The sequence below is a fragment of the Ochrobactrum chromiisoli genome, assembly GCF_026241335.1.
GTDB classification, from domain to species: Bacteria; Pseudomonadota; Alphaproteobacteria; order Rhizobiales; family Rhizobiaceae; genus Brucella; species Brucella chromiisoli.
The window spans coordinates 1-26449 of record NZ_JAPHAV010000009.1 but is presented as its reverse complement, the minus strand read 5'-3'; the positions used below and the strand labels follow the sequence as shown (position 1 = coordinate 26449).

Here is a 26449-nt window from a genome sequence, read left to right as displayed (position 1 = left end):
TTGCAAGAGCCTTGCAGCAGGGGCTTTTTCTGTCACCTTATTCCTTAACGCCGGAAGCCTTCGCTGGCTGTCATCAGGTTCTTTGTGTAATCGGCATGGATATTACCGTTGACCAGATCGCCAGCTTCAAGCTGCTCGACCACTTCACCGTTGCGCATCACGGCAAGCCGTTCACACATATGGGTGACAACGCCAAGATCATGACTGACCATAACAAAGGTCAGTTTACGGTCGCGGCGCACCTGTTCGAGCAGGTTAAGCACTTCGGCCTGCACCGATGCATCAAGTGCGGAGGTTGGCTCATCAAGAAGCAGAATGCTCGGCTCGATGATGAGTGCGCGTGCAATCGCGATACGCTGCCGCTGACCGCCCGAAAGCTGGTGCGGATAGCGGAAGCGGAATCCAGAGCCCAAGCCCACTTCATCAAGCGCGCGCACGATACGCTTTTCGGCATCACCAATGCCGTGCACGGCAAGCGGCTCAAGCAACAGGCGGTCGACCGTCTGGCGTGGATGCAGTGAGCCGTAAGGGTCCTGAAACACCATCTGGACATTGCGATAAAATGCCTTGTCGCGCGGTGTTCTGAGCGGCTTTCCATCAATACGGATTTCACCGTCGTCAACAGGGGCAAGCCCGGCCACAGCACGCAGAAGTGTGGATTTACCGGAGCCGGATTCGCCCACCAAGCCGTAGGATTCTCCGCGCGCCACATCGATACTCACCGATTTCAGCGCGTGGAATTCATCAAAGAACACGTCGATCTTATCAACGCGAAGTGCTGGAGTGGTGCTCATAGACGCCATGCCTCCTCACGCTGCAATGTGGGAAGCGGATGACGGTCTGTTCCGAGTGTCGGCATGCAGTTGAGTAGTCCTTGTGTATAGGGATGTTTTGCATTAGCAAGATCGCTCGCAGCGATTTCCTCAACGATCTTGCCTGCATACATCACGATCACGCGGTCGCAGAAGGATGAGACAAGGCGCAGATCGTGACTGACAAAGATCAGCCCCATCCCACGCTCTGCAACCAGCTTGTCGAGAATGCCAAGCACTTCAAGCTGCACCGTCACATCGAGCGCTGATGTCGGTTCATCAGCAATCAGCATTTCCGGTTCTGCAACCAGCATCATGGCGATCATGACGCGCTGCCCCATGCCGCCCGAAACCTCGTGCGGATAGAGTTTCATCACGCGTTCAGGATCGCGGATCTGCACGGCTTCAAGCATGGCCATTGAACGGGAGCGGATTTCCGCCCTCGAAAATTTGCCATGGGCTTTGAGTGTTTCAGCAATCTGCTTGCCGATGGTCATCACAGGATTGAGCGAATATTTCGGATCCTGCAACACCATTGCGATGCGTCCACCACGCAAGGAGCGGCGTTCGCGTGCAGATGTGTTGAGAAGGTCGATACCGTCAAACTCAAGTTTTTTGGCGGTGATTTGCGCATGTTGAGGGGTAAGCCCCATGATAGCGCGTCCGGTTTGGGATTTACCTGAACCGGATTCGCCCACAATCCCGAGACGCTCACGGCCAAGCGTAAAGCTGACGCCGCGCACGGCTTCAATAGCACCTGTTCGGGTTGGGAAAGTGACGCGCAGGTCTTCAACTGTCAGAAGGGGCTTCATTGGTTGTTACCCCGCGGATCGAGCGCATCGCGCAGACCATCACCAAGGAAGTTGAAACCAAGGCTGACGATGAGGATCGCAATACCCGGCATAGCGGCCACCCACCACTGATCAAGAATGAAACGGCGACCTGAAGCAATCATTGCGCCCCATTCAGGCAATGGCGGCTGAGCACCGAGGCCAAGGAAGCCAAGGCCTGCTGCGGTCAGAATGATGCCGGCCATATCAAGCGTGACACGCACGATCAAAGACGATGTGCAAAGCGGCATGATATGGCGCAAAACGATACGAAATGGTGAAGCTCCCATCAGTCGCACAGCAGAGATGTAATCCGAGTTGCGAATGGTCAGCGTTTCAGCGCGCGCAATACGTGCATAAGGCGGCCACGATGTTATTGCGATGGCGATAATGGCGTTTTCAATGCCCGGTCCCAAGGCTGCGACGAAGGCAAGTGCCAGAATGAGCTTTGGGAAGGCAAGGAAAATGTCGGTAATGCGCATGAGAACAGCATCGACCCAGCCACCAGCATAACCGGCTACCGTTCCAACCAGCAGACCGATTGGCGCTGCGATTATAGCAACGAGAAGCACGACATAGAGTGTCAGCCGCGAGCCGTAAATTAGCCGCGAAAGAATATCGCGGCCCTGATCATCGGTACCGAGCCAGTAACCCGGTGTTCCCGGAGGGAGCAGGCGGGCATTGGCGAGATCACCCGTATAGGGTGAATGCGGTGCCAGCACATTCGCGAAAGCTGCAACCAGCAGCAGCGCGATGATGATTAGCAGGCCAAGGACGGCCAGCTTGTTGGCGGTAAAGCGACGCCAGATCATATAGGAGCGGCCGAGGCGCGCTTGCATACGCGATTGTGGGCGCTCGGAGAGCAGCCAGTCGCGCCACGAAAGATTGGATGTTTGTGTCATTTGGCTCATCGTGCGCGCGTCCTTGGGTCGAGAAGCCGATAAAGAAGATCGGAGACAAGATTGAGCGCGATGAAGACCGATCCGATGATGATTGTGCCACCGAGAACGGCATTCATGTCAGCATTTTGCAGGGAGTTGGTGATGTAAAGACCAAGACCCGGCCATGAGAAGATCGTCTCGGTGAGAACCGAGCCTTCAAGAAGACCTGCGTAGGACAGTGCAATCACGGTCACAAGCGGCACCGCCGCATTGCGAAGTGCATGACCCCAGATGATCCGGGTTTCCGAAATGCCCTTTGCACGTGCCGCCACGATATATTCCTGCTCAAGTTCGTTGAGCATGAAAGAACGTGTCATGCGGCTGATATAAGCGAGTGAGAAGTAACCGAGCAGAGCCGACGGCAAAACAAGGTGCGAGACGATGTTGCGCAGGGCTTCCCAGTCGCGTTGAATGATCGCATCAATCACATAAAAGCCGGTAATCGGCGTGAATGTATATTCAAATGTAATGTCGATGCGACCGGGGCCGGAGGTCCAGCCGAGGCGTGCATAGAAGATCAGAAGGGCCAGCATGCCAAGCCAGAAGATTGGTACGGAATAACCAACAAGGCCAATCACACGCACAATCTGGTCAATGATGCTGCCGCGCTTGACGGCTGCCAGAACGCCAAGCGGAATGCCGAACAAAGCACCGATAATCGTGCCGATGGTTGCAAGTTCCATCGTCGCAGGGAACACGCGGCGAATATCGGTCATGACCGGATTGGTGGTCAGAACGGACGTGCCGAAATCGCCTTGCAGGACGCCTTTCACATAAAGGAAGAACTGCTGGTAATAGGGCAGGTTGAAGCCCATTTCCTGACGCACGCGCTCAACCACATGGGCGGGAGCACGGTCGCCAACAATGGCCAGTACAGGGTCAATCGGCACAACGCGGCCGATGAAGAAGGTGACGGCCAGCAGGCCGAGATAGGTGGTTATCACGATCGCCAGAAAACTGGCAATCGCCATAGCGATGGAAGAGGAGCGCCGTCGGGCGCCCCTCTTTTTCTTTACAGGTGTTGTTGTATTCAATTGTCTGACCGTTCTTCAGATCAGTCTTTGCTGACTGGTGCGAGGAAGTTCGAATCGAATGTTGGTCCGAGCTTGTAGCCCTTCACGTCGCCGCGAAGACCTGCAACTTCGATCTGCTGGAACACCAACACAAACGGGCTTTCTTTAAGAGCTTCTTCCTGAAGCTTCTTGTACTCGTCCGCACGCTTGTCATTGTCGCGTTCAAGCAATGCGGCCTGTGTCTGCTTGGTCAGTTCCGGAATTGCCCAGGCATTGCGCCATGCGAGTGTCTTGGTGGAAGCATCGTCGCTATTGTCAGGATTTGATGTGAATGCTTCAGCATTCGAATTCGGATCCCAGTAATCCATGCCCCACTGCCCGATATAAAGATCATGATTACGTGCACGATACTTGGTCAGTGTCTGCTTGCCATCACCCGGAATGATGTCGATCTTCACACCGGCTTTTGCGGCAGACTGCTGGAAAGATTCGGCAATGCCGGTCACTGGCTGCGTGTTACGCACGTCGAAGGTCACCGACAGACCGTCTTTCAGACCCGCTTTTGCAAGCAGTTCCTTGGCTTTTTCGACATCCAGTTTGTACGGGCTTGCGTCAAGTGCGCCGAGAACACCCTTTGCCTGATAAGTCTGACGGATCTCACCAATACCCTTGATAAGGGTCGAGCCGATTGCATCGTAATCAACCAGATATTTGAAAGCTTCTCGCACTTCCGGCTTTGCCAGTTCGGGGTTCTTCTGGTTGAGGCTGATATAATAGACAGTGCCCTTTGGAGCGCTGGCAACGGCCAGATCCTTGTTCTTTTGAACGGCTTCGAGATCACCCGGTTCGAGGTTACGTGCGACATCGACGTCACCCGATTCAAGCATCAGGCGCTGCGTGGCGCTTTCCTTGACATGACGATAGAAGACGCGGGCGAGCTTGGCCTTTTCGCCATAATAATTCTCGTTGCGTTCGAGAACGACGACTTCATTGGCGCGCCAGTCACGGATTTTGAACGGGCCAGAACCGGCATAGCCGGTTTTGAGCCATGCAGCGCCATAGTCGGTGTCATATTTGTAATCATCGGTTGGCGTAACCTTGACCGAATGCTCTTCAAGCAGCTTCTGGTCGACAATTGCGCCGATGGTCGCGGTCAGGCAGTTCAGCACGAAGCTTGGTGCATAAGCCTTGTCCACTTTCAGAACGAATGTCGCGTCATCGACAGCCTTGGCATTTTCAATGACGTTTTCGCCATTGAGACCGAATTGTGTGAGAATGAAAGCCGGGCTTTTGTCGAGGCGCACAGCGCGCTCAAAAGTGTAAGCCACGTCTTTTGCAGTCAGCGGGTTTCCGGAAGCAAACTTGATGCCTGGCTTCATCTTGAATGTGTAGGTGAGGCCGTCATCCGAAATGGTCCAGCTTTCAGCAACACCGGGAACAACCTTAGAAGTGTCGTTAATGTCGAGACGCACCAGCATGTCATAGGCATTACCGATGAATTCCGCAGGCGACAGCTCGAAGGATTCAGCCGGGTCAAGCGTAATGGTGTCATCGATGGCCCATGCCTGAACGAGCGTATCGGCAGGCGTTGCCGACAATGCCGGATTTGCAGCCATGACCGCTGCAAGGGCAGCACCTGCTGCGAGAAGACGAAAACGTCCGAGATTCTTCATTTTAGTTCCCTTTCTATATTTCTGTTTTCGCTCAGGCGGCTTCGTGCCATGCCTGTTTTAAAACGCGTATCCAGTTGCCACGGCAGAGCTTTGTCAGTTCTTCGTCATTGTAGCCCGCCGTTTGCAAGGCAATAACGAGGTTCTGTTGTCCTGCTGCATCACCGATTTCGGCTGGAATCGTTGCACCGTCGAAATCGGAGCCAAGTGCTACACAATCAATACCCATACGCTCGACCATATAGTCGATGTGGCGCACCATATTGGAAAGCGGCATGTTGGCGTCTTCTTTGCCATCGTTGCCCAGCATGGTGGTTGCATAATTGAGGCCTGCAATACCTTTGCGCTCGCGGATCGCATCCATCTGGCGATCTGTGATATTGCGCGCAACCGGCGTCAGAGCATGGGCGTTGGAATGGCTTGCGATCAAAGGCTGGTCACTCAGCTTCGCCACATCCCAGAAACCTTTTTCGGTGATATGAGCAAGGTCGATCAGAATGCCCTTGCGATTGCATTCTTTAACCAGACGCTCACCAGCTTCAGTCAGGCCGGGACCGGTGTCCGGGCTCATTGGGAATGCAAACGGTACGCCATGTGCGAAAATATTGTTGCGGCTCCAGACCGGGCCAAGTGAGCGCAAGCCGGCTGCATAGAACACATCAAGCGCCGCCAGGTCGGCATCAATGGCCTCACAGCCTTCCATATGAAGAACGGCGGCAAATGTGTCACCCGCGAGCGCTTCGTCCAAATCTTTCCCGTTGCGGCAGAGCTTCCAGCCACCCGCTTGTTCAAGGCGCAGTGCCAGCGAAGCAAACTCCAGCGCAATGTCAAGGGAAGGGGCACGTTGAAGCGGCGGCGATAGCGGCGTTACGTAGTGGCCATTTTCGTCGGGTTTGCCGAGTTCGATATGGTGGCCGGATGGGATATAAATCGCGCAGATACCGCCAGCCAAACCGCCTTTGCGTGAGCGGGGCAGGTCTATGTGACCAACCTTTGTGCCGTGGATAAATTCTTTGATCGGGTCACCACCGTTACGCTGGTTTTCCCAAAGACGCAGAAGGACATCATTATGTCCGTCAAAAACGCGCTGCATATTTCATTCCTAGCTGAATGACGTGCGGCTGCCCGCCATTCAATTGAAAACCTGTTCCATACAGGACGCCAGTACCGACCAAATTTCAAAGAGAAATATCGGTGATCGCCGCCCCGCACGAACTTCTGATATATAAGAAGTTGCTCCCGACAGGAGTCAAGCGCCCAACTGCTCAAGCCCATGTTTCTTGCTGTCGCAGTTGTGCAAAACCGACATGGGTTCATGCGTATACAGAATGAACCCATGTGTGAGGGTGTTTAAGTGAGCAAAACAGACTTCATTCGATGCGACTGAAGGTGTTCACAGGCGAAAACGGGCAGATATCAGCGGCTACAGAACCAGGCGCCAAAGTCGCCTCGTCCAAAGCCGTAAAAGCTATAAAGGACGTATAGACAGGAAGCTGAAATACTGCGGTGATTCAGTGCGTTCCCAACTGACAATGGATTGATGATCTGCGAGTGTTTTCCCGCAGATCGTGTTTCGAATACGGGATAGGGCACTTTAGCCGCCGCGATGCTCATAACCGTCTTCACGCAGCGCTCTGCTGTTGAGATGTTTTTTAAGCGCCTCAATGTCTTCAGCTTTCCAGCTGTCTATTCCCGTCGCATTCAACCACGCATTTAAATAGTGATCGGGCGCGTAAACGTGTCCATAACCTATCGGCACTGTGTCCGCTAAGGGCATGTCGATGAGCAATTGCAACATGCTTACAACCGGATACCAACCCAGCATCGGGGAGACATCCGGGCCTCTTGGCGATTTCATCCAGTCGGCTTCCCGGTAGGCGAGGCTTTTATCAAAAAATACGATCGCATCGCTGGCATATTGTAAATACACGAAACGCGTATTGCCCCACTGCGCTGTATTGCCTTCAGGCGTGCCATTCTGGTTCATGAAGCGCACGAACCGTCCATTTTGAAAAACAGGCAACCATTCGGTGGAGCCAGCATCGCGATTTTTGGTCAGCGAGCGCCATTTTTCACTCGGGAATGGTGGGCCACTCCAGACTGCACCATTGATTGGATCCCCCAGAATATCAAAGAAAGTTATAGACCGCTGGGAATTGAAAGCACCAAGGCTCAGTCCATGAAGATAGAGCTCCGGACGCTGATCAACCGGAAGCTTTTTCCAGTGATCATAAACGGCACGGAAAAGTGCCTGCGACGACGCAAGTCCCTTTTCTGGCTGAAATATCAGTGAAAGCGGGCTGTTTAAATAAGAATATTGCAATGCAACGCTCGCGACATTGCCATCAAACAAAAACTCCAGTCCATCAATCGCAGATGGGTCCACCCATCCTGTGCCGGTCGGTGTGATAACAACAAGCACAGCCCGATCAAAAGCACCTGTCCGAATTAATTCACTCAGCAGCAATTCCGCTCGTTCTTCGGGCGTGTCGGCAATCTGCAAACCAGCGTAAAGCCTTATAGGTTCAAGAGCGGTTCGCTTGTTAAAATGACTGATTTCGGATGCGGTCGGCCCTGAAGCAACAAATTCTCGTCCGGCACGACCCAATTTTCGCCAATCAAGCTTTGATTGAGGGTTGCCAGCGCGCTCTGCGATGAGGGGCTGCGGCCGGTCCGGTTCGACCAGAGCGTCAAATCTTTGAAAAGAACTGTCCAGAACACGGAACGCATATTCCACCAAGACGCCATTTGCGATGGTAAAGATAAGCGCAAACGTCATTGCTGAGCCGATGATAATGGAAACCCTGCGCGGAAGATAACGATTGAGTGTGTTGATTATGATCCGGCCCAGAACGATCATCCCGCGCGCCAGAAGAAGCAAAACGCCAAAGCTTACAAGTGCAAGTGCGCTGACACTGAACGGATAACCGCTTTCTACAGGCTCCATATTCATAACGCTGCGGATGGAGTTTTGCCAGCTTGCCGTTTGATACAAGGCCACAAGCATGATGCTTAAGCAAATGACAGCTGTTATTGCTTTTGCATATTTTAATGCCTGCGCATTCAGGGTGGGTAGCTCTAAATATAACCACAACCATCGCAGCAACACGCCGATACCATAGCCCGAACCAAACGCCACGCCAGCCAGAATGCCCTGAAAGACATAATTACGGGGTATGAGGCTCGGTGTCAGGGAAGCAGCAAAAAATAACGCTCCAATGATAAGGCCTGTGCCGCAGAACGAGCTTCTTATACGAAATTGCTTCTTACGCATTTAGCTAGATTATCCACCTCTAAATCCCCTGATCAAAGACGGTTATTCATTTGGTGGCACATTTGCAAATGAAAGCGATAAAAACACTGATTTTAGAGCATAATCCCCGCCGCGCTCCGGTGGGGATTATGCTCGAATGCTATTGTCTGGGTTAGATCAAAGCAGCGTCGAATGTGCGAGATACGTCCTTAAAAAAGCACGGGTGCGATCATTCTGAGGGTTTGACAATATATCTTTCGGCGCTCCTTGCTCCACAACCACACCTCTGTCCATAAAGATGATCTTATCTGCAACTTCGCCGGCAAAGCGCATTTCATGGGTTACAATCAACATGGTCATATGTTCAGCGGCAAGCTGCTTCATGACAAGATTGACTTCCTCAACCAGTTCCGGGTCCAGCGCAGATGTGGCTTCATCAAAGAGCATGACCTTGGGCTGCATCGCTAAAGCGCGGGCAATAGCGACACGTTGCTTTTGGCCGCCCGAAAGGCGTGATGGATAAACATCCACTTTCTCTGAAAGTCCCACCTTGGAAAGCAGCTCCTTGGCGAGTTCACGCGCCGCAGACTTGGACATTCCCTTCAGCTTCATCGGCCCAAGCGTAATATTTTCTACGACAGTCAGATGCGGGAAGAGATTGAAATGCTGAAACACCATTCCCATCTGCTGGCGCACGGCATTGATATGCTTTTCAAAGGCCTGTCCTTTGAGAGGTTGATTAACCTGCATCCCATCAAGCCATACCTCTCCGCCATTAAGGGTTTCAAGATGATTGATAGAACGCAACAGTGTGCTCTTGCCTGATCCACTTGGGCCAATAATGGCAATGATCTGGCCGCGTGACACAGAAAGGTCGATCCCTTTGAGAACCTCAAGCGCGCCGTAGGCTTTGCGGGCACCTTTAACTTCCACCATTGGGTTTAGAGTGCTCATCGCGTCACCTCCACTTTTCCTTCAATGCGCCTTAGACCTGCTTCCATCACAAGATTAGCCAGATAATAAAGTGCGGCAGCGGTCAGATAAAATTCAAACGGGCTATATGTTTCACTGATGGCGATCTGGGCGCTGTGAACAAGCTCTGCAATGCCGATGATTGAAACGAGGGATGTATCTTTCAACAATACGATCATGTTGTTGCCGATGGGCGCGATGGTGTTTCTGACGCCTTGGGGAATGATAATGTAGCGCAAAGCCTGCGCACGGCTCAGTCCGATTGATCGCGCGCCTTCTGTCTGTCCCTGATCAACAGAGAGAATGCCAGCGCGAATGACGTCAGCATTGTAAACGGCGAAATGCAGGCTCAGACCAATGATGCCCGCAAACAGTGCAGGAATATCGACGCCGATCTGAACCAGACCATAATAGATGAGATAGAGTTGCAAAAGCAGCGGCGTTCCCATGAACAGCCACATGAAAAAGCGTATCGGATATGCAAGCACCAACGGCGCATAAAGGACGATGAGCGCGAAAAAGATACCGAAGGCAAAACTTAAAATACTGGACGAGACGGCGAGAACAAGCGTCCACCACAATCCAGTCAGCAGCAATTCGGCATAGGGAGGGACAATACTGAAGTCGAGAGCTGGCATTTGATCCTCCCTCAACGCGGCGCAAAACGTTTGTCGAGAAGATCGACAATCATGATAACGATATAGACAATGATCATGTAAAGAATTGCAGCAACGGCGAATATTTCGAAGGGCTTATAGGTCGAGCTGATGAAGCGCTGCGCTGTGTAGGTCAGTTCCACAACAGAAATTGTTGAAACCAATGCTGACCCTTTTACGAGTGCCACTGCATTGACGCCGAGCGGACGGATCATCAGGCGGGCGGCTTGCGGCAGAACAATTAAACGAAGTGTGCGTTCGCGATCAAAGCCAATAGAGCGAGCAGCTTCCGTCTGTCCTCTATCCACACTCGCAATTGCACCACGAATGGATTCAGCCATATAGGCGGCAATATTCAAACCGAGCCCGACAATACCTGCCGCATAGGGGTCCAGTTCAAGGCCAATTTGTGGTCCGCCGAAGTAAAGCACGAAAAGCTGCACCAGACAGGGCGTTCCCCGAAAAACACTGACATAGGCACCAGATAAAAAGCGCAGTGCTTTATTGTTGGACAAACGTGCCGCGACGAGAAACCCTGCAATCGCAAACCCTAATAAAAGAGCAAGCACAGAAACCTGGATTGTGACCCACGCAGCCTCCAGAAAAAACGGGAGGACACGCTGCATTAGCGCTAGATCCATAAAATCACTCCGAAAACTCGTATGAACCGGCCCGGATCAGCTGACAAAGGGCAACCGGGCCGGATTGGATGTCGATCAGCGAATGTCGCTGCCGATCCATTCCATCGAGATTTTTTCGTAGCTGCCATCAGCAAGCATCTCGTCGAGGGCTTTCTGCATGGCTGCCTTGAGTTCCGGGTTATTTTTGCGGATCGCAATACCGAGCGCTTCGCGCGCGCCTTCAATATTTGGCGTTTCGAGAATACGAACCTTCTGGCCCGTTTCCTTCACAGCAATCATCACTGGAATGCTGTCCATAACAAGCGCATCCAGACGACCTGCATCAAGGTCGATCAACATTTCAGGCAGACCCTTATAGGTGCGAACAGTCAGATCACCTTGTGCTTTGGCCCATTTTTCGTGGGAATCGCCCATTGTGACACCAACGGTTTTGCCGTTAAGTTCTTCGAGCTTCTGAATAGGGGAGCTGTCTTTGACAACGATCGTGCGGCCCGCATGATAGTATGGTCCAACAAAATCGACTGCCTTCTCACGTTCCGGCGTAATCGTCATGGAGGCAACAACGGCATCGTATTTTTTGGCCAGAAGACCGGCAATAATACCGTCAAAAGGCGTTGTCACGATTTTGGGCTTAACACCGATTTTTTCGGCAATGGCCGAGCCAATCGCCACATCGAAGCCCACCACTTCATTCTGCTCATTGGTAAAGCTGAACGGGGGGTATTGACCGCTCATTGCAATACGCATTTCGCCAGATTCTTTAAGCTTTTCCAGCTCATCAGCTTGCACTGGAGCTATTGAAAAAGTTGCAGAAATTGCCACAGCAGCAACGGCAATCAAACGCTTGAGCCTGGAATTCATTTTTTGGTTTCCTCTGGATTTTTCTTTTTCTTCTAGGGTTATGGTTTGCCATCAACCTTCATCAATGAGCTTCGCACAGGCTCTGAATTCAAGCATCCAGCAATATGTCTGCCGGCCCGACACATTGCCGGAATTAACCGGCATATTGTCGGAGGGCTGGCCGGGGGACATGTATGAATTGTTGTGATGGGCGCCGGGAAATCCGGCCAATAAAAAAGGCTGTATTTTTGCCCGGCAAACCGAACAAAAATACAGCCTTAAAATCAGCGTTCTCTTAAAGTGATTATTTCAGGGCTGCTGCAAAGCTGTCATTGAGAACATCAAGAAGATGATCGGCATTTGCGCGGCTGAAAACCATCGACGGGCGCATTTTCAGCACATTGTCATGTGGCCCTTCGGTCCCCATCAGAATACCGCGCTCTCTTGCACCATCATTGATCTGTCGTGCCAATGCGGTTGCGGGAGCTTTGGTTTTTCTATCCGTGACCAGTTCGATTCCCAGAAACAGACCACGCCCACGGACATCGCCGATAATGTCGTAACGCTTCTGCATCTCTTTAAAACCAGCAAGCAGATAATTGCCCACATCGAGGGCGCGTTCGCGCAATTTATCCCGTTCAATCACATCAAGAACAGCAAGCCCGGCGGCGCAGGATACCGGATTGCCTCCAAACGTGTTGAAATATTCCATTCCATTGTTGAAGCTGTCGGCCACTTCGCGCGTTGTCACAACCGCAGACATCGGGTGACCATTGCCGATGGGTTTGCCCATTGTCACGATATCAGGAACGACATCCTGCATTTCAAACGCCCACCAATGGCTGCCGACACGGCCAAAACCGACCTGCACTTCGTCGGCAATGCAGATGCCGCCCGCAGCGCGCACCATGGCATACACTTCATTGAGATAGCCCTCTGGCAGAAAAACCTGTCCGGCGACACTTGGGATGGATTCCGCCAGGAAATACGCCGGAGAGCGACCTTGACGGCGCATTGTATCAATGTGTTCGGCGATGTTCTGAGCAAAGCGTTTGGCATGTTCTTCAACAGGCCAATCTTCCGGTGCATGATAGCTATCGGGAATGATCCCTTCATATACATGATCAGGCCGTCCCTTACCGCCTTTGCGTTTATATTTATAAGGGCTTAGGTCGATCAGTTCCTGCGTCGTACCATGATACGCCCAGTCAAGAACGATAGCTTCCTTGCGACCGGTATGTGTGCGGGCCATGCGCAATGCCAGACTGTTGGCCTCGCTGCCAGAACAGGCAAAAGAGGCCACCGTTAGTCCTTCCGGCAATGTTGCCGTCAGACGTTCAGCGTAATTGACGATATTATCGTGCAAATAGCGGGTATTGGTATTCAGCAATGCCGCCTGCCGGGCAATTGCCTCCACAACGTCCGGATGAGCGTGGCCAATGTGGCAGACATTGTTGAAACAGTCGAGATAGGCACGCCCCTTGTTGTCAATGAGCCATGCGCCGTCACCGCGAACGAACTTGATCGGCTCCGAATAGGAAATCGTCAGGTTTGGCAGCAAAATTTCTTTGCGTTTTTTAATAATCTCAGCGCGGGTATGTCCGTCCTGGTGGAATGTTTCAGGCGGAATACCTGCAAGGGCTGAAGCGTCGGGAAACAAATCCGCCCAGACATCGAGATAGGCTGCTTCACCCACACCCAGAATTTCCGTTGCGGTGAGATGGATGTCGGTGGTTATTTCGAAATGCAGATGCGGCGTCCATCCACCATTTTCGTGAATATCGCCCATATGCCCGACAAGATCGCCAGCCTGAAGTAACTGGCCTGGCTGCAGGCGTTCAAGTGCTTCATGCGCCATATGTCCCCAAAGGGTCACGAAAGGAGGGCAGCCGTCAGGACGGTGTTCAAGCTTGATCAGGCCACCATATCCAAGGGGTTCGTGCTCGATTTCGACACTGATAACCGTTGCAGCCAAGGGCGTGTAAAGTGGCGTTCCGGCGGGCATGAATAAATCGACGCCGAGGTGATGAATACGGCGCTGCCCTTCGATGAAACGAGATTCAAAAGCCTTGTCAGTGTAGACCGTGCGTTTTTCACCCCATGCGCCAATGCCCAGTTCGATATTGTTGTCTGAGCAGAAATCATCCCACCATTGTGTCGCTTCGCGCGCGCGCTGCTCGGCCGATGCGACTGTCATAAAGTGGGTTGCATCACCGTAAGGGACAATCGCCTTCTTCATGGTTGCCGCCGCCGGACGCAGCATCGGAGCAAAAGACGTCTTGTTCTCTGCAATCCAATTTCGAACAGCGCCAGCTCCATCAATGGCGTCAAACCCACATGCTTTACGCAAAATGGCTGTTGCGAAGCGCGGATTCATTGCATCCATTTTTTCCAGCAGGCGCCATGCAGGCGCTTCACTGATTGCAAGATATGGATTGTCGTCGGTCTTATCGTGACGGGACGCGGAAAACGTCACGCTGGTTACAAGGCGCATAGCAATGAGATCGAACAGAAGGTCTATTTCTTCTGGCTGAAGCGGGTATTTTTCGTGGAACCCCGCTGTCAGCGCTGCTGCCGCACCGATCGGGTCTTCCATATCGAGTGCAGCATAGGCACAAGCGATGGCGACTTCTGCAATCAAAACAGTATGAACGGCATCGCCGAAATCAATCAGGCCAGCGATTTTTTCGTTGTCATTCTTGTCGACCAGAATGTTCCAGTCATTGGCATCATTATGAATGACCTGAGCGCGCAGGCTCGACAGTTTGGGTGCGACTGATTTTTCAAAGCGCGTGATAAAACGATCAAGGAGCGCTTGTTTTTGCGCATCTCGAACAAAATGCAGGCGCGTGCGCGCACGTGCTGCATGGCGTAAATCCCAATCCAGCTCGCGTAAGGCCCCCGGATGAATGAAGCCCTGCAATGCATGATCAAGTTCGCCAAGCGCGTGACCGAGATTGCGCATAAGATCAAATGTTCTCGGCACCTGAGCAAGCGGTGTACCGGGGAGCCAGCCAACCAGCCGCAGCGCATGTTTCTCACCATCCTCTGCAACAGCAGAGGCCAGAAAATCGCCCGAAAGACTCGGTTTCAGGAACGGCACCGTTAAATTTGAATTGGCATTGGCAAGGTGGTTTAAGAGTGCGGTCTGAAACTCACTTTCAAGCCTTGGTTCACTGGCATTAACGATTTTCAGAATCCAACCGGCATCTGTTACAGTTTTGAGCCGATAATTGCGATCACGTTCGCTATCGAGTGCTGTCGCGCTTGCCGTTACGCCGAAGAGTTCCCTGGCGAGCCTTTCAGCATCGGCAGCAGAGAACTGGGGAGCAGGATGGGAGAGATCGGTCATAGTCAGAGTTTTTCCAAGTTTGATTTCTTATCTGCAGCTTGGCATGCAATGTATTTTCGGGCATCAAGTATCCTGTCGGGATAACCGGCACTTTGTCGGAATGGACCGGCACATGTCCGGTCATGTGAATAGGTAAATAATGCGGGAACTTGACGCAAAAGATCGTGAAATACTGGCAATTTTGTCCAAGGAAGCCCGCATAGCGCTTAAAACTTTGGCCGGACGTATCGGGCTGTCACGAAGTGCAACAAGCGAACGCGTCACCAATCTTGAGAAAAGTGGTGTTATCCGCGGCTACCGCGCTGACATTGGCGAAATCGACCCGAATGTTATTCACGCAACGTTTTTGATCAATTTGCGACGGACCCCAGCACATGAGTTGCTGGACATCCTTGCGCGGCATCCGGAAGTGCGCCGGGTATCATCGGTCAGCGGTCAGCTTGATCTTATTGTTGAGCTGGAAACGGGGTCGATTGACGGGCTCAATCGCGTTCGCGATCTGATTGCGGTGCATGAGACTGTGGAAGATCTTACAACTGCGATTGTGCTCAGACGTGATATTGATCGTGAGATGAGATAGACAGTTTTGTCTTCAAAAGAACGCCCGCCTGCTGTCGCCAAGGTGATGATGGGGTCGGGAGACGTTACATCGGAGCGCGTTTTGCACTTTTTCTGAAACGCTTCAGAGCACAATCCGGTCGGCGTGAAATGCGTGTTTGACATTAATACGGCGCCATATTATATGGTGCCGTATGATAAATCTGGATCAAAAATATACCGCTCTGATTGATGAGGCCCGTCGGCGTGGGGAGGCGAATATTGATGATATGCGTCTTTGTTTCGAAGTGCTTGCATTGGCGACTGCGATTGATCGCGCTTGTGCTGCTCGGCTGGCGCCGTATCAATTGTCAGAAAGCAAGTTTGTATTGCTTTTTCTTTTGCGCAATCAGGATGACGGCCTTTCACCGCACGAGCTATCAGAACTGTCCGGGGTAACGCGTGCGACAATTACCGGGCTGCTGGATGGTCTTGAGCGCGATGGATTTCTTGTCCGCCACGGTCATATTGAGGATCGGCGCAAGGTGCTGGTGCGTTTGACCCCAAAGGGTGAGGCCATGGCGCTGGATCTGTTCAATGAACACAGTCGGTGGATAGCCTCGTTGTTTTCGGGGTTTAACAGTCAGCAGCGAGAGATGTTGAGCAGTTTGCTCGAAATGGCAAAGAGCAATCTGACAACGAGCAGCCAAAGCCCATTCGCTTCGCTTTCGGAGGAAAAATCGTGACGAAAGTGCCAAGTGGCAGGGGGGTGAGCGCGATTGCGCCCGACCGTCTGGATGCCCTCAACAGCGGGACAGCTGAAGCTGCGGTGCTGACCGAATGTTTGGCTGTCGATTTTGCTAAACTCATGCACTACGCAATACCTCAATTGGGTGCTGGAGCTGTGGCCACGCTTAAGCAAGCGTCTGGCGAAGGTATTTCACGCAGAATGACTTTAGCCGGGCGTTTAATTTACAATGGCCTGGGCCTTGGCATTGCAGAGACATTGCGCAGTCACCCCTCTGACACCGTGAGGGGATGGGCGTGCTTTGTCATCGCAGCAGATGAAAGCCTGGCCCTTTCCAACCGTCTTGATCTGATGAAGCCTTTGGCAGACGACAGGCATTTTGGTGTTCGCGAATGGGCATGGATGGCAGTGCGAACCGATATTGCACAAGACATTGGAAACGCAATCAGCGAGCTTGCCGTCTGGACAAGAGAGCCATCCGAGCGGCTACGCCGCTTTGCGAGTGAAGCGACAAGACCGCGAGGCGTGTGGTGCAAACATATTGATGCGCTCAAACAGGCACCGGAACTGGGCTTGCCAATCCTCGAACCGCTGCGCGCAGACCCTTCGGCCTATGTTCAGGATTCAGTGGGAAACTGGCTCAACGATGCAAGTAAAACACAGGCTCTTTGGGTAAGAAATCACTGTGATCGTTGGCTCCATGAAAGCAGCAATCCCATTACAGCACGCATTTGCAAGCGCGCCTTGCGCTCGCTCCCTCGTAACACCTGAAGATGGATATCGAAATGACATATTATCTGGCGGAACTCTACAGCCCTAAATCAACTTGGCTTTCACTGAACAAGGCCGAGCGCGGTCAATTCTTTGAAAAAGTGGGTGCGGGCATGGCGCCGTTACTGGCAATGGGGATCGAACCTATCGCCGCGGGGCAAACAGAAAGCAATGTCGAATATCCAGCCTCGCAACAATTTTTCGCGGTTTGGCGCGCGCCCGATCGGGAAGCCATGGACGCTCTGCTATCCGCAATAACAGCGACTGGATGGCACGACTATTTCGAGACGGTGAATGCAACCGGTATCGGGGGAGATCTTGTCTCACATCTCAGTCAGCTTGCTGCTGTATAAATGGCGTTATGGCATGTGTTGAGGCTGTACAAGAGGTCTCGAAAAAAAGGCGCTCTATTCACCATTTTGTCACGTGGAATGGCAAGATATGAGAGCACATCCCGAAAGGTGTAAAACGGCTTTCTGACCAAGATGTGCGTCAAAACAAATACTTATAGCGCCGATCTGATCCAATTAGATCGAAACTCGCTCTGAAGCGTAGCGCTTTGAGCTGTTTGGCATAGCTTTCAGCCAGCAGCCAATCTCTCACATGGTCACACTTCTTCATGGTCTTTTCGTTGATCTCATAGTGCTGGGCGACCGGAGTTTTGGATCGCTGTAGCTCTGCCTTGGTGACGTGCGTGGCCTTGACGCTGCTGTGAAGAAACTGCGCCATCGTGCTCTCTTCTGTGTAGCGAGCGATAATAAATCATCACACCACGACCCAGAAAACTGCAGACCCTGTTCAAATTTCGTGAGCTGCTTCTGTAAATATTGTTAGTCGAATTATTCCTTTAAAACAGCCATGATGTTGTTGTACCCCTTCCTGAGGAAAATAAAATGGCAAATATAATTAAGGTTACACTTGACAAATTGGTGGCCGCGGATACCCCAAATAGGTCTCCTTTGCGTATCAATACTGAGTATAGCATTCATATGGTCGCTCAAATCGTGAATGAAAATGGAGACACCGTCACCGGAGGAATTCTCCGATTTTTTCCAAATATACCCGTATTGCTGGTAATGGATGATCAAGGTAAAATAGTTGCGCCTGAAGCCGACTTCAAAGGTTACACTTTTAAGGGGGACGGAGATGGAAATTACTCTTACTGGCTCTTTTCGAGAACAAAGGCACCTGTTTCAAGTTATCTTTCTGTGGAAGGTGATGATGAAAGTGCGGTTCCCGTTGCTACAATTCTGTTTAGTTCGTATACGGGGTTAAAATCAGATTACGGCCCTCCTATTTTGCCAGTAGATTCTGATGGTTTTATTCATATTGACAGTATTGAACCGTATATAAATGTAAGATTACCACCTAGTACGGCGTCTTATAAAGACCAAAGCGGCGCTTATACTGCTTTGCTTATCAACGGTGCAACATTCATTTCAGGTCTTTGTTCCACAATATATGACGAGGGATTCAACGTCCCGGCCAACATGCTTGTGTCGGAACAGGTCAACAGGTTTGGATATATCATTTATAATGGAATACAAGATATCGCTCCGATCGCTCCCAGCGTACGGGTTATTGGTGAAGCAATGGATCGTCCGCCGCCGTATCTTCGAACACTTCAACAAAGCCCCTATTTAGGAGAATATGCGCAAGTGATCAATGACGCTTCGGCAGATGTACCGATTTTTCTTGATTACCCAAGCGACAATCCCGATGGGCTAGCCTTCGGTGATTCTATAAGGTTTAAGATTTACATAAATGGCTATATTCAAGGTACTCCAATACATAATAATACCATCTTCGCGTTGCCAGACGTCGCAGTCCCCCTACACGCTGGGGTGCCAATGACGACCAGCATTCCAGCGACCAAATTAATGGGGTTCGGCATAGATGAATTCGGCGATCCAGGTGATATCTACATTGATTACGAATTGATAAAAAAAGATAGCCGAGAGGTATACGCGCGGCCGATAAAATATTTTAGAGGCCTTATCAATACGGTAGGTCCCATTTAGAAATTTATTTGTTCTAAGTTGGTATGTATATAATATTGCGGCAATTTTGTATTCAAGATGGTTGCAATATTATTTAATTGTATTTTTGAGATTTGATCAATTGATAAAAAGGTGCAGTAATGAGGAATTTAATTCTCACTCGAAATAATAATAATCTACTTTATACGTCGATCAATAAATATCAATCATTGCCAGTAAATAATTATGTTCAGCTTTCGGTAGAATACAAGGACAAGTACAATCAGCCATTACACAAACGTAGGCTTATGTGGCGCATTATTGAAGGCAACGCTATTCTTGGTCAGCCTACCACGCTGACTGACGGTAAAGGTCGGGGTATTAATCGAATTCGCGTGAAGCTTGATGAGCCGGACGCACAAGTAAACGTGCGTCTCGCTGTATATCCCCAAGACGAACCAGATGCCATCCTGGAGTTCGAGTGTAAGTTTGGTGCCAACGATGACAGTGGCACTCCGGTTGCCGATGGATTAAGTGATGCTGCATCTATACAAGTCAGCCCGGCAAATCAAGACATTGCGGCATGCTCCGATTATCCAACCTTCAGAATTGGTGGTGAACACATAGCTTATGTATATCCCAAGAATGGTTCAGACTTTATATTTGGAGACAATTTCATAGCTGGCATGCGCTTGGAAGATGAAAATGGCTCGCCTGTCGACAATGCTGAAATTTATTGGAGTTTTGATGCAGGCATACTTCCTTTACATTTTGATAAGACAGTGAGTTTTACGGATGGTTACGGAAATACTACTAATGTATTTTCATACTCAGGTCAAGTAGATCAGAATTTTCTTGCGAAATTTCAATTTACTATAATACCGCCGCAGGGTGCTCCGTATTCCGGCGTCTACGCGTCAGATTCACCTCACATAGATCAATTGGCACCTAATGATGATGGGGCGTTTGATGTTGGCGTTCCTGTAACTGTAAAAGTTAAGTTAATAAGTGCATTTTCGCGCCTGCCCATTGTTGGGAGAACATTACAGGTTACGTCATATCCTTCGCTGGAAATCAGTAACCCCAACCCCACGACTGATTCCGATGGCATTACTACATTTACGGTGACTTCTAACTCTGCCGGAAATTCTATAGTCTCGGTTTCACTCAACAAGTTTATAAAGCCAACAGATATTAAACTTAACTTTGCAGGCGTTCAACCAAGTTCAAGCATCACTCTAGACACGCCTGCAGATAAGGATATGCGTTATGATACTAAGCTGCAAGTAAGTGCATTGTGGAAAGATTCAAGTGGCAAGCCCGTGGTTGATCAAATGATGAGCTGGACGGTTACCGATGGTGTGAAACTTCAATCCGCTCTAACTGTAACGGACCAGGATGGCCGTTCGGTAAACTTTATTACTTACGAAACGCTTACAGGATTCCCCGAATCCAATATTACAACCTTTTTAACGGTGACGGCGTCGGATGCTGCCTCAACTTCCAATTCCAAGTCGTTAACATTCACCAAGTCCGCTTTGACTAACAAGTTGCAGCTTATCGAGCCTGCAGATGGTTCCACTTTAACTATGGATATTCCAACTCTCGTTACGTTGAAACTCACAAACACCTTCATGCACCCGCTGGCAAATTACCCAATAAAATGGGATGAGCCGACTGATGAAGCCATCGTTATTGATTTTGATCCGATAACTGATGCTGATGGTGAGGCAACGGCCCATGTGAAGGGAACTTTGGCGGGATTAGCTTATTTCAGCGCTACTGCGGGAGCCGCGCTCTCGATTTGTTCCTTCAAATATGACTTTGTTGAAGAGATTTTGCCTGATTATTCCGTGCTTGTAAGAAATACTTATGCGCACAATCCCCAAAAGGGCAGTTTGGTTGATCCGTCAGATGATAGTCAAGTTGTCATGTTTACCTTCCGATATTTGGCTGGAGGGCTACCTCAGCAAGGTAAAGATGTAATATGGTACATAAACCCCAGAACGCAGGATCTACGATTCTTCGATGCGATGAATCGGGCCGTTCCAGTCAACTCCGATGGGAATATAATAATTAAAACCGATCAGAATGGCTGTGCCGTCCTTAAGGTTGGTAGTATAACGCGGTTTATGGGGGATATCATGGCCGCACCGTACGATGATCCTAATGCAGGGGTAACTCCTTATCATATTGTTATTGCGACTTTCGATCCGGTCGAGTGGGGTGAAGTTAATCAATCTCTCATGCCTGCTATTTACAGCCCTATCCCTATTAATATTCCAGATCAGTTTTCTCCAAAAGATCCAGGATTCGTTATTCACACTCAACCGCTTGGTAGTGAATTTAGAAATAACAATACGGTTGTATTTTGGGTATCTGGTGCATTTCCGGGGGACAAAGCACTGGAGAACATTAAAGTAGTAACCATTAACGATGCGCGGATGGGAGTTGTCGTTCCTTATAGTTACGTATACCCGATGCCTATGGGAAGAATACTAAATAAGATTTCTTATATGGTAGGTGACTCTTCTACAAGTACGACATTCTTGGCGCGTTCTACTATACTATATGTAACCGGAAGTCCGATGTCGAATCATCCAGATTATGGCATGACAAATAGGACACTTCCCGCTCCACATCTTGATAACTTTGCTAATGTGCTTAATGGAAATAATATTGTTAATGGAGCGGATTTTTATATCCCATATTCATCAACTTGGACGGTAGGTAGTATTATTAATCTTACAGTCTATTTAAATGGAGATAATCATTTAGGTAATGTAGTCGGAGATACGCTTTTCTATAAAAAAACCATAGAGTACTCTGATATTAATAAGAAATCTGATATAATAATAAATGTTAGTCAGTCTGATCTCGCTGGTTACAGTGATGGAACTCTAGAGGCTGACTATTATATTGGAGATAAATGGTCGTTGATTCTTGAGGGTGTTTTGCTCAATACAGCGTCTTGGAAATAACTTACAATGATCATTGTGGCTCCGGAGTGAAGAGTTACTTTGATAAGAGAGATGTGGCCCGGTTTGTCTGAACAGATTCGGGCGTTTTGCTAAGTGGAATTACGCTTCGATTATGCAGCCACCATCGCCGGCGTCAACGTGCCGAAGAAAACCTGATCCGCGGTCCGCCGGGTAAGGGATGAATGCGTGTGCCGACCACTGTAAATGGCCAGATAACGGCCAGTACCAAAACGGGCCTCGGGTCCATCGTGGAGGCGCAGTAGTGGACTTCCTCGTATTTGATTGACTGTCAGATCTACTTGACAAAGACATTCTCCCGCCATGCGCCCTTGCCATCCATCGATATGCTGACACCAGCCTTTGTCAGTGCGACAGAAAAGTCGATGGAGGTCAGCTGCGACCCCTGGTCCGTATGAAAGATGCCATGGCTTTCTGTAACGAGCAAGCGCATCAGGGGCGGGTCGCTGCTCAGATACTGGGCGCGGATAATAGTGGATGCTTCTATGGCTGAAGCCGAGAAGCTTAGAGCATTTCTCGCTTTGATTTAAACAAGGGAAATGCTTGCCTTATGATTTCTACGCTTCTTCGTGAGATAAGAAGCGCCGGAGAGGATGGTTGCCCTCTTCCGGCGATGGATCGTTGAGTTGTAGGTCGTTTGACGGGCGGTACTAAAGTGTGATCCCCTCCCTCTCTTTCCAATAGTCCCGATTGAAGGCTCGAATGACACGCATAGGCGGCGGAAAAGATGGCCAACATTTCGATCGGCGCGCGCACCTCGAAGGACCTATTGATCTTTATGGGTGCCGGATGGAGCGAGGTTGCGTGTCGCCAACGACATCAAGGGCTTTTCGTTGATCCCATAGTGCCGCGCGCGTCCTGTGGTCGGAGCTTTTGATTGCTGTTGCTCTGTTCTGATGAGATGCGTGGTTTTGGAAGTATTGGAGGGTATCCATAGTGCTTTCATCCTTGTTGCACATGACAAAAATTCATCACGATCCATGAGAATATAATTTAAAGTTCGAATATTTAATAATATTGGAGATATATAATTAACTAATTTATTATGTAATTTATTTTATTAATTTACTTATATTGAGCATATTTCATTTTTATTGACAGATTTGATTTAATATATAATATAATAACATGGATTTTTATATGTATTAATTTAGTTAGTTATATTTTTAATTGCACTAAATTATATAAAACTTAAAGATACGCAATTCTGTTGTAATTCAAGGTTTATATCTTCACTAATTCAATGGTGTAAAATTGATTAATATATCACATCGCAAGCGTTACGTATTTTCCATTTTATTGTTTGGCGTTGTCATTGAAACATTGCTGTGTGTCACCCCGACTTTCAGTCAGTCAGTAGGGGGGCGGGGCGGTTCTGCAGTAGGTAATCCAGGTGCGCCGGGTGCTGGTGGTGCGCCCAATCAAGCAGGAGGAGATGGGAAGAATGGTGAAGCGTCAGGCAGTGGTGGATCTGGAGGTGGAGGTGGGGGGGCAGGCGGTGGTGCAGGTGGTCGTGGTGCTGATGCTCGAGCGTCGCAGGGTTTGGGATCTACAGTTATTGCTAATAGCGGCGGTTTGGCGGGGCAAGATGGGGCGGCATCTGGACCCCGTTTTGTAGGTGGAGGTGGAGGAGGTGGAGGAAATGGAGGTACCAATGCAAATTCGGTCAATACGAACTATACAAATCAGCAAGATTTAGTTGCTGGCAATGGGGGGAACGGTGGTAAAGGAGGGAATATCTATGGCGCACCTGCCATGATGTCGAGTTCAAACAGTGCCTTTGCTGGCGGCGGCGGGGGCGGGGGCGCTGGTGGGTATGGTATTGTTGCAATGAAAGCGCTTCAACTTATAAATGATAAGGACATTCACGTTACTGGTGGCAATGGGGGGGCTGGTGGAGATGGCGGCGATACATCCATAGATAATATTGGTTATGGTGGTGATGCAGGTCGTGGTGGTGATGGTGGCCATGCTATTTACTTTCATACCGGTGGCGAATTAATCGATAATGCTGGAGTTCTTCAAGGCGGCAAAGGTGGTAACGGAGGCGGGATTCTTTCGTGCTGTTACACGAATACCCAAGGTGATATTGGTGGGCTAAATGGTTTCGGCGGTATCGGTGGAGCTGGAATATATATTGGAGGCACCTCCATCTCCAATATGAATATCTCCAATACAGGAATAATAAAAGGTGGGGATGGCGGAGCCGCCGGCACAGGTGGAGTAACGAATCCAATAGGGCAGTACATGATCGGTAAGGGTGGTAGAGGCGGATATGGAATATATGCGACACTTGCCACTATCTCTAATGCCGGAATAATAATGGGTGGGGATGGCGGAGCTGCTGGGACAGTTACCACAAGTTACGGTGGCGCTGGTGGTAACGGAATTATGGGGCATTCCCTTCATGTAGTCAACAGTGGTACAATTACCGCAGGTAAAGGTGGGACTTCGCAAAACAACGGTATGGCCGGTGCGGATGGTTATGCCATTTGGTTTGATTCCGGTGTCAATTCGCTTGAGCTTCAGTCCGGTTCGAAAATTAACGGCGATGTGGTGGCGCATGGTACCAATAACGTATTCATCTTAGGCGGAGACCTAAATGATACATTCGCCGCTGATGTAACCAGTGAGTTATCTGGTACGGAACAATATCGCGGATTTTCCAGTAATATAAAAGACGGCGCAAGTGTTTGGTCGTTGACAGGTAACTCTGCGAATTGGATGATTAAAAAAGGTGTGCTGCAGATCGGCAATGGTGGAACAGCCGGCAGTATTGAAGGCGGTGTGAATACCGGTACGGATGCAACGAACAACGGTATGCTGGGCTTCAACCGGATGGACACCATCTCCTTTCGCGGTATTATTTCCGGCACAGGCGGCGTTTTGCAAGCAGGCACTGGAACGACCGTTCTGACTGCGAATAATACCTATACAGGTGGCACCAACTTCAATTCGGGTAAATTGTCGGTTTCGTCAGACAACAATCTTGGCGAAGCGTCTGGTGCATTGCGTTTCGATGGCGGCATATTGAAGATCACCGGGACATATATGAACACTACAAGCCGCAACATTGAATGGGACGCAGATGGCGGCGGATTTGACATCGACGAAACGTCCAACACGTTCACGCTCAATCAGAACTTGGGAGCAGGCGGTGCGCTGACAAAGCTCGGTGATGGCACACTGGTTCTGTCTGGCACCAACCTCTATAAGGGTGGTACGAATATCAACGCGGGTACATTGTCGGTTTCGTCAGACAGCAATCTTGGCGATGCGTCTGGTGGGTTGAACTTCAGCGGTGGAACGCTCAAGATCACGAACACGATGATTTCAGCGCGTGATATCACTCTGACTTCCAACAGTGGCGGTACGATTTCTGTTGATGGCAGCAAGACTGCGACCTTTAGCGGCGTCTTCAAAAATGCCGGAGCGGCGAAAGGCGCTTTCACTAAAGCGGGCAATGGTACGCTCGTTCTGACGGCTTCCAATAGCTATACGGGCGGCACGACGGTTTCCGGCGGCATTCTGCAGCTGGGTGACGGCACCACGGATGGTTCAATCATGGGCGATATTGCGCTTGATGGTGGCAATCTCGTGGTCGACAATACGGGGGCGACCCCGCTTTCCGGCGCCATCACCGGCACGGGCAGTGTCACACAGAACGGAGCTGGTACGCTCACACTTTCGGGCAATAACGGTTACGGCGATACATTTTTCAATGCCGGTGTGGTTTCAGTCGAACAGGAAGAGAATCTGGGAATAGGTGCGCTTAATTTTGACGGCGGCACACTGCAAATTACCGGCACGCATTTTAACGACACCACAAAGACGATCGTGTGGGGCGATCACGGCGGTGGCTTTGACATTGTCGATCCCACCAACACCTTTACCATTACGTCTGCCTTTACGGGGTCGGGTCAACTGGCCAAAAAGGGGCTGGTACGCTGGCCTTAACGGGTGACAGCAGCGTCTTCCAGGGCAATACGCTTGTGAAGGATGGCACTCTGCGTCTTGATGACGGCAAGCTCGGTGATGGAACCGGCACGGTCGATGTCGCATCCGGTGCGGCACTGGGTGGCCATGGCAGCATTGGCGGCAATACAACGGTTGAGGGGACTCTTTTGGCTCAGAGCGGACAGGTCCTGACTTTCTCAAAAGACTTGACGCTCAATGCAGGCAGCAATGTCGACGTGACGTTGAATGGCGGACCGTCAATGAGCGAGCTTTTCCATGTCAACGGCAACCTGACCATCGACGGTACACTGACCGTGAACAAGAATAGCCAGATGGATGTCGGGGTCTATCGTATTTTCCAGTCAGACAATCCACTGACCGATAACGGTATGCAGATGGCTGCGGGAAGCGATCAGGACTATAGCCTGCAAGTGCTGCAACCTCAGGGGCAGGTCAATCTGGTTAACAGTGGCGGTCG

General features: G+C 50.3%; 22 protein-coding genes and 1 pseudogene. 9 read left to right on the top strand and 14 right to left on the bottom strand.

All coding sequences use genetic code 11. The features are described from left to right. Window positions 1-44 precede the first annotated feature (44 nt). The 12 genes from OPR82_RS15715 to OPR82_RS15660 all read right to left on the bottom strand — a co-directional run bounded on the left by OPR82_RS15715 (window position 45) and on the right by OPR82_RS15660 (window position 14980). Window positions 45-794 (bottom strand): ABC transporter ATP-binding protein, encoded by a 750-nt coding sequence (locus OPR82_RS15715; protein ID WP_265985876.1) that lies wholly within the window; start codon window positions 792-794, stop codon window positions 45-47. Then, a complete protein-coding gene (locus OPR82_RS15710; RefSeq protein WP_265985875.1) occupies window positions 791-1624 on the bottom strand; it encodes an ABC transporter ATP-binding protein in 834 nt (277 codons plus the stop codon). Before OPR82_RS15710 ends, OPR82_RS15715 begins: the two co-directional genes overlap by 4 nt. Continuing rightward, the gene (gene nikC / locus OPR82_RS15705) at window positions 1621-2553 is read right to left on the bottom strand and encodes a nickel transporter permease (protein WP_265985874.1); all 933 of its coding nucleotides are present in this window, start codon (window positions 2551-2553) and stop codon (window positions 1621-1623) included. The genes OPR82_RS15710 and nikC overlap by 4 nt, the downstream gene beginning before the upstream one ends. After that, window positions 2550-3554, bottom strand: coding sequence for an ABC transporter permease (locus OPR82_RS15700; RefSeq protein WP_265986004.1), 1005 nt, complete (start codon window positions 3552-3554; stop codon window positions 2550-2552). The genes nikC and OPR82_RS15700 overlap by 4 nt, the downstream gene beginning before the upstream one ends. An 83-nt stretch (window positions 3555-3637) precedes the next feature. Further along, on the bottom strand, window positions 3638-5269 hold the full coding sequence (locus tag OPR82_RS15695; protein WP_265985873.1) for an ABC transporter substrate-binding protein: 1632 nt from the start codon (window positions 5267-5269) through the stop codon (window positions 3638-3640). A gap of 31 nt (window positions 5270-5300) precedes the next feature. Beyond that, window positions 5301-6359 carry a dipeptidase gene (locus OPR82_RS15690; RefSeq protein ID WP_265985872.1) on the bottom strand — a complete coding sequence of 353 codons (1059 nt, stop codon included), beginning with the start codon at window positions 6357-6359 and terminating at the stop codon, window positions 5301-5303. Between the two features lie 501 nt (window positions 6360-6860). Beyond that, window positions 6861-8540, bottom strand: coding sequence for an alpha/beta hydrolase (locus OPR82_RS15685; RefSeq protein WP_265985871.1), 1680 nt, complete (start codon window positions 8538-8540; stop codon window positions 6861-6863). 156 nt (window positions 8541-8696) lie between these two features. After that, window positions 8697-9473 (bottom strand): amino acid ABC transporter ATP-binding protein, encoded by a 777-nt coding sequence (locus OPR82_RS15680; protein ID WP_323054559.1) that lies wholly within the window; start codon window positions 9471-9473, stop codon window positions 8697-8699. Then, window positions 9470-10129 (bottom strand): amino acid ABC transporter permease, encoded by a 660-nt coding sequence (locus OPR82_RS15675; RefSeq protein ID WP_265985870.1) that lies wholly within the window; start codon window positions 10127-10129, stop codon window positions 9470-9472. Before OPR82_RS15675 ends, OPR82_RS15680 begins: the two co-directional genes overlap by 4 nt. A gap of 11 nt (window positions 10130-10140) precedes the next feature. After that, the gene (locus OPR82_RS15670) at window positions 10141-10788 is read right to left on the bottom strand and encodes an amino acid ABC transporter permease (RefSeq protein WP_265985869.1); all 648 of its coding nucleotides are present in this window, start codon (window positions 10786-10788) and stop codon (window positions 10141-10143) included. Window positions 10789-10863: 75 nt separating this feature from the next. Further along, complete coding sequence (locus OPR82_RS15665) at window positions 10864-11649, bottom strand: ABC transporter substrate-binding protein (RefSeq protein WP_265985868.1); 786 nt, start codon at window positions 11647-11649, stop codon at window positions 10864-10866. A 283-nt stretch (window positions 11650-11932) separates the two neighbouring features. Beyond that, on the bottom strand, window positions 11933-14980 hold the full coding sequence (locus OPR82_RS15660) for an aminotransferase class III-fold pyridoxal phosphate-dependent enzyme (RefSeq protein ID WP_265985867.1): 3048 nt from the start codon (window positions 14978-14980) through the stop codon (window positions 11933-11935). Between the two features lie 139 nt (window positions 14981-15119). On the opposite strand from OPR82_RS15660, the gene OPR82_RS15655 reads away from it, so the two are divergent. The 4 genes from OPR82_RS15655 (at window position 15120) to OPR82_RS15640 (ending at window position 17389) form a co-directional block, all read left to right on the top strand. Next, window positions 15120-15560 (top strand): Lrp/AsnC family transcriptional regulator, encoded by a 441-nt coding sequence (locus tag OPR82_RS15655; protein WP_265985866.1) that lies wholly within the window; start codon window positions 15120-15122, stop codon window positions 15558-15560. Window positions 15561-15732: 172 nt separating this feature from the next. Next, entirely contained in the window at window positions 15733-16263 is a 531-nt protein-coding gene (locus OPR82_RS15650; protein ID WP_265985865.1) for a MarR family winged helix-turn-helix transcriptional regulator, read from the top strand. After that, the gene (locus tag OPR82_RS15645; protein WP_265985864.1) at window positions 16260-17036 is read left to right on the top strand and encodes a DNA alkylation repair protein; all 777 of its coding nucleotides are present in this window, start codon (window positions 16260-16262) and stop codon (window positions 17034-17036) included. The genes OPR82_RS15650 and OPR82_RS15645 overlap by 4 nt, the downstream gene beginning before the upstream one ends. Window positions 17037-17050: 14 nt before the next feature. Further along, complete coding sequence (locus OPR82_RS15640; protein ID WP_265985863.1) at window positions 17051-17389, top strand: DUF6616 family protein; 339 nt, start codon at window positions 17051-17053, stop codon at window positions 17387-17389. Between the two features lie 139 nt (window positions 17390-17528). Here OPR82_RS15640 and OPR82_RS15635 read toward each other — a convergent pair whose 3' ends face one another. Further along, window positions 17529-17765, bottom strand: a complete 237-nt coding sequence (locus OPR82_RS15635) for a hypothetical protein (RefSeq protein WP_265985862.1) — start codon at window positions 17763-17765, stop codon at window positions 17529-17531. 164 nt (window positions 17766-17929) lie between these two features. On the opposite strand from OPR82_RS15635, the gene OPR82_RS15630 reads away from it, so the two are divergent. Together OPR82_RS15630 and OPR82_RS15625 are read left to right on the top strand one after the other, a co-directional pair. After that, the gene (locus OPR82_RS15630) at window positions 17930-19057 is read left to right on the top strand and encodes a hypothetical protein (RefSeq protein WP_265985861.1); all 1128 of its coding nucleotides are present in this window, start codon (window positions 17930-17932) and stop codon (window positions 19055-19057) included. Between the two features lie 119 nt (window positions 19058-19176). Next, window positions 19177-21996: an Ig-like domain-containing protein gene (locus tag OPR82_RS15625; RefSeq protein ID WP_265985860.1), complete on the top strand. Its 2820-nt coding sequence runs from the start codon at window positions 19177-19179 to the stop codon at window positions 21994-21996. A gap of 110 nt (window positions 21997-22106) precedes the next feature. On the opposite strand, the pseudogene OPR82_RS15620 reads toward OPR82_RS15625, so the two are convergent. Continuing rightward, window positions 22107-22448: pseudogene (locus OPR82_RS15620) on the bottom strand (IS3 family transposase); the annotation flags it as partial. Between the two features lie 1010 nt (window positions 22449-23458). Here OPR82_RS15620 and OPR82_RS15615 point away from each other — a divergent pair. The 3 genes from OPR82_RS15615 to OPR82_RS15605 all read left to right on the top strand — a co-directional run. Next, window positions 23459-23632 (top strand): hypothetical protein, encoded by a 174-nt coding sequence (locus OPR82_RS15615; RefSeq protein ID WP_265985859.1) that lies wholly within the window; start codon window positions 23459-23461, stop codon window positions 23630-23632. Between the two features lie 137 nt (window positions 23633-23769). Then, window positions 23770-25971 (top strand): beta strand repeat-containing protein, encoded by a 2202-nt coding sequence (locus tag OPR82_RS15610; protein ID WP_265985858.1) that lies wholly within the window; start codon window positions 23770-23772, stop codon window positions 25969-25971. Between the two features lie 35 nt (window positions 25972-26006). Beyond that, the coding region (locus OPR82_RS15605; protein WP_265985857.1) for a hypothetical protein at window positions 26007-26449 on the top strand (443 nt) is incomplete at its 3' end.

Coding starts and splice junctions, on each gene's coding strand:
- OPR82_RS15715 (WP_265985876.1), bottom strand. CDS start 794: ATGAGCACCACTCCAGCACTTCGCGTTGATAAGATCGACGTGTTCTTT.
- OPR82_RS15710 (WP_265985875.1), bottom strand. CDS start 1,624: ATGAAGCCCCTTCTGACAGTTGAAGACCTGCGCGTCACTTTCCCAACC.
- nikC (WP_265985874.1), bottom strand. CDS start 2,553: ATGAGCCAAATGACACAAACATCCAATCTTTCGTGGCGCGACTGGCTG.
- OPR82_RS15700 (WP_265986004.1), bottom strand. CDS start 3,554: ATGGCGATTGCCAGTTTTCTGGCGATCGTGATAACCACCTATCTCGGC.
- OPR82_RS15695 (WP_265985873.1), bottom strand. CDS start 5,269: ATGAAGAATCTCGGACGTTTTCGTCTTCTCGCAGCAGGTGCTGCCCTT.
- OPR82_RS15690 (WP_265985872.1), bottom strand. CDS start 6,359: ATGCAGCGCGTTTTTGACGGACATAATGATGTCCTTCTGCGTCTTTGG.
- OPR82_RS15685 (WP_265985871.1), bottom strand. CDS start 8,540: ATGCGTAAGAAGCAATTTCGTATAAGAAGCTCGTTCTGCGGCACAGGC.
- OPR82_RS15680 (WP_323054559.1), bottom strand. CDS start 9,473: ATGAGCACTCTAAACCCAATGGTGGAAGTTAAAGGTGCCCGCAAAGCC.
- OPR82_RS15675 (WP_265985870.1), bottom strand. CDS start 10,129: ATGCCAGCTCTCGACTTCAGTATTGTCCCTCCCTATGCCGAATTGCTG.
- OPR82_RS15670 (WP_265985869.1), bottom strand. CDS start 10,788: ATGGATCTAGCGCTAATGCAGCGTGTCCTCCCGTTTTTTCTGGAGGCT.
- OPR82_RS15665 (WP_265985868.1), bottom strand. CDS start 11,649: ATGAATTCCAGGCTCAAGCGTTTGATTGCCGTTGCTGCTGTGGCAATT.
- OPR82_RS15660 (WP_265985867.1), bottom strand. CDS start 14,980: ATGACCGATCTCTCCCATCCTGCTCCCCAGTTCTCTGCTGCCGATGCT.
- OPR82_RS15655 (WP_265985866.1), top strand. CDS start 15,120: ATGCGGGAACTTGACGCAAAAGATCGTGAAATACTGGCAATTTTGTCC.
- OPR82_RS15650 (WP_265985865.1), top strand. CDS start 15,733: ATGATAAATCTGGATCAAAAATATACCGCTCTGATTGATGAGGCCCGT.
- OPR82_RS15640 (WP_265985863.1), top strand. CDS start 17,051: ATGACATATTATCTGGCGGAACTCTACAGCCCTAAATCAACTTGGCTT.
- OPR82_RS15635 (WP_265985862.1), bottom strand. CDS start 17,765: ATGGCGCAGTTTCTTCACAGCAGCGTCAAGGCCACGCACGTCACCAAG.
- OPR82_RS15630 (WP_265985861.1), top strand. CDS start 17,930: ATGGCAAATATAATTAAGGTTACACTTGACAAATTGGTGGCCGCGGAT.
- OPR82_RS15625 (WP_265985860.1), top strand. CDS start 19,177: ATGAGGAATTTAATTCTCACTCGAAATAATAATAATCTACTTTATACG.
- OPR82_RS15615 (WP_265985859.1), top strand. CDS start 23,459: ATGGTGAAGCGTCAGGCAGTGGTGGATCTGGAGGTGGAGGTGGGGGGG.
- OPR82_RS15610 (WP_265985858.1), top strand. CDS start 23,770: ATGATGTCGAGTTCAAACAGTGCCTTTGCTGGCGGCGGCGGGGGCGGG.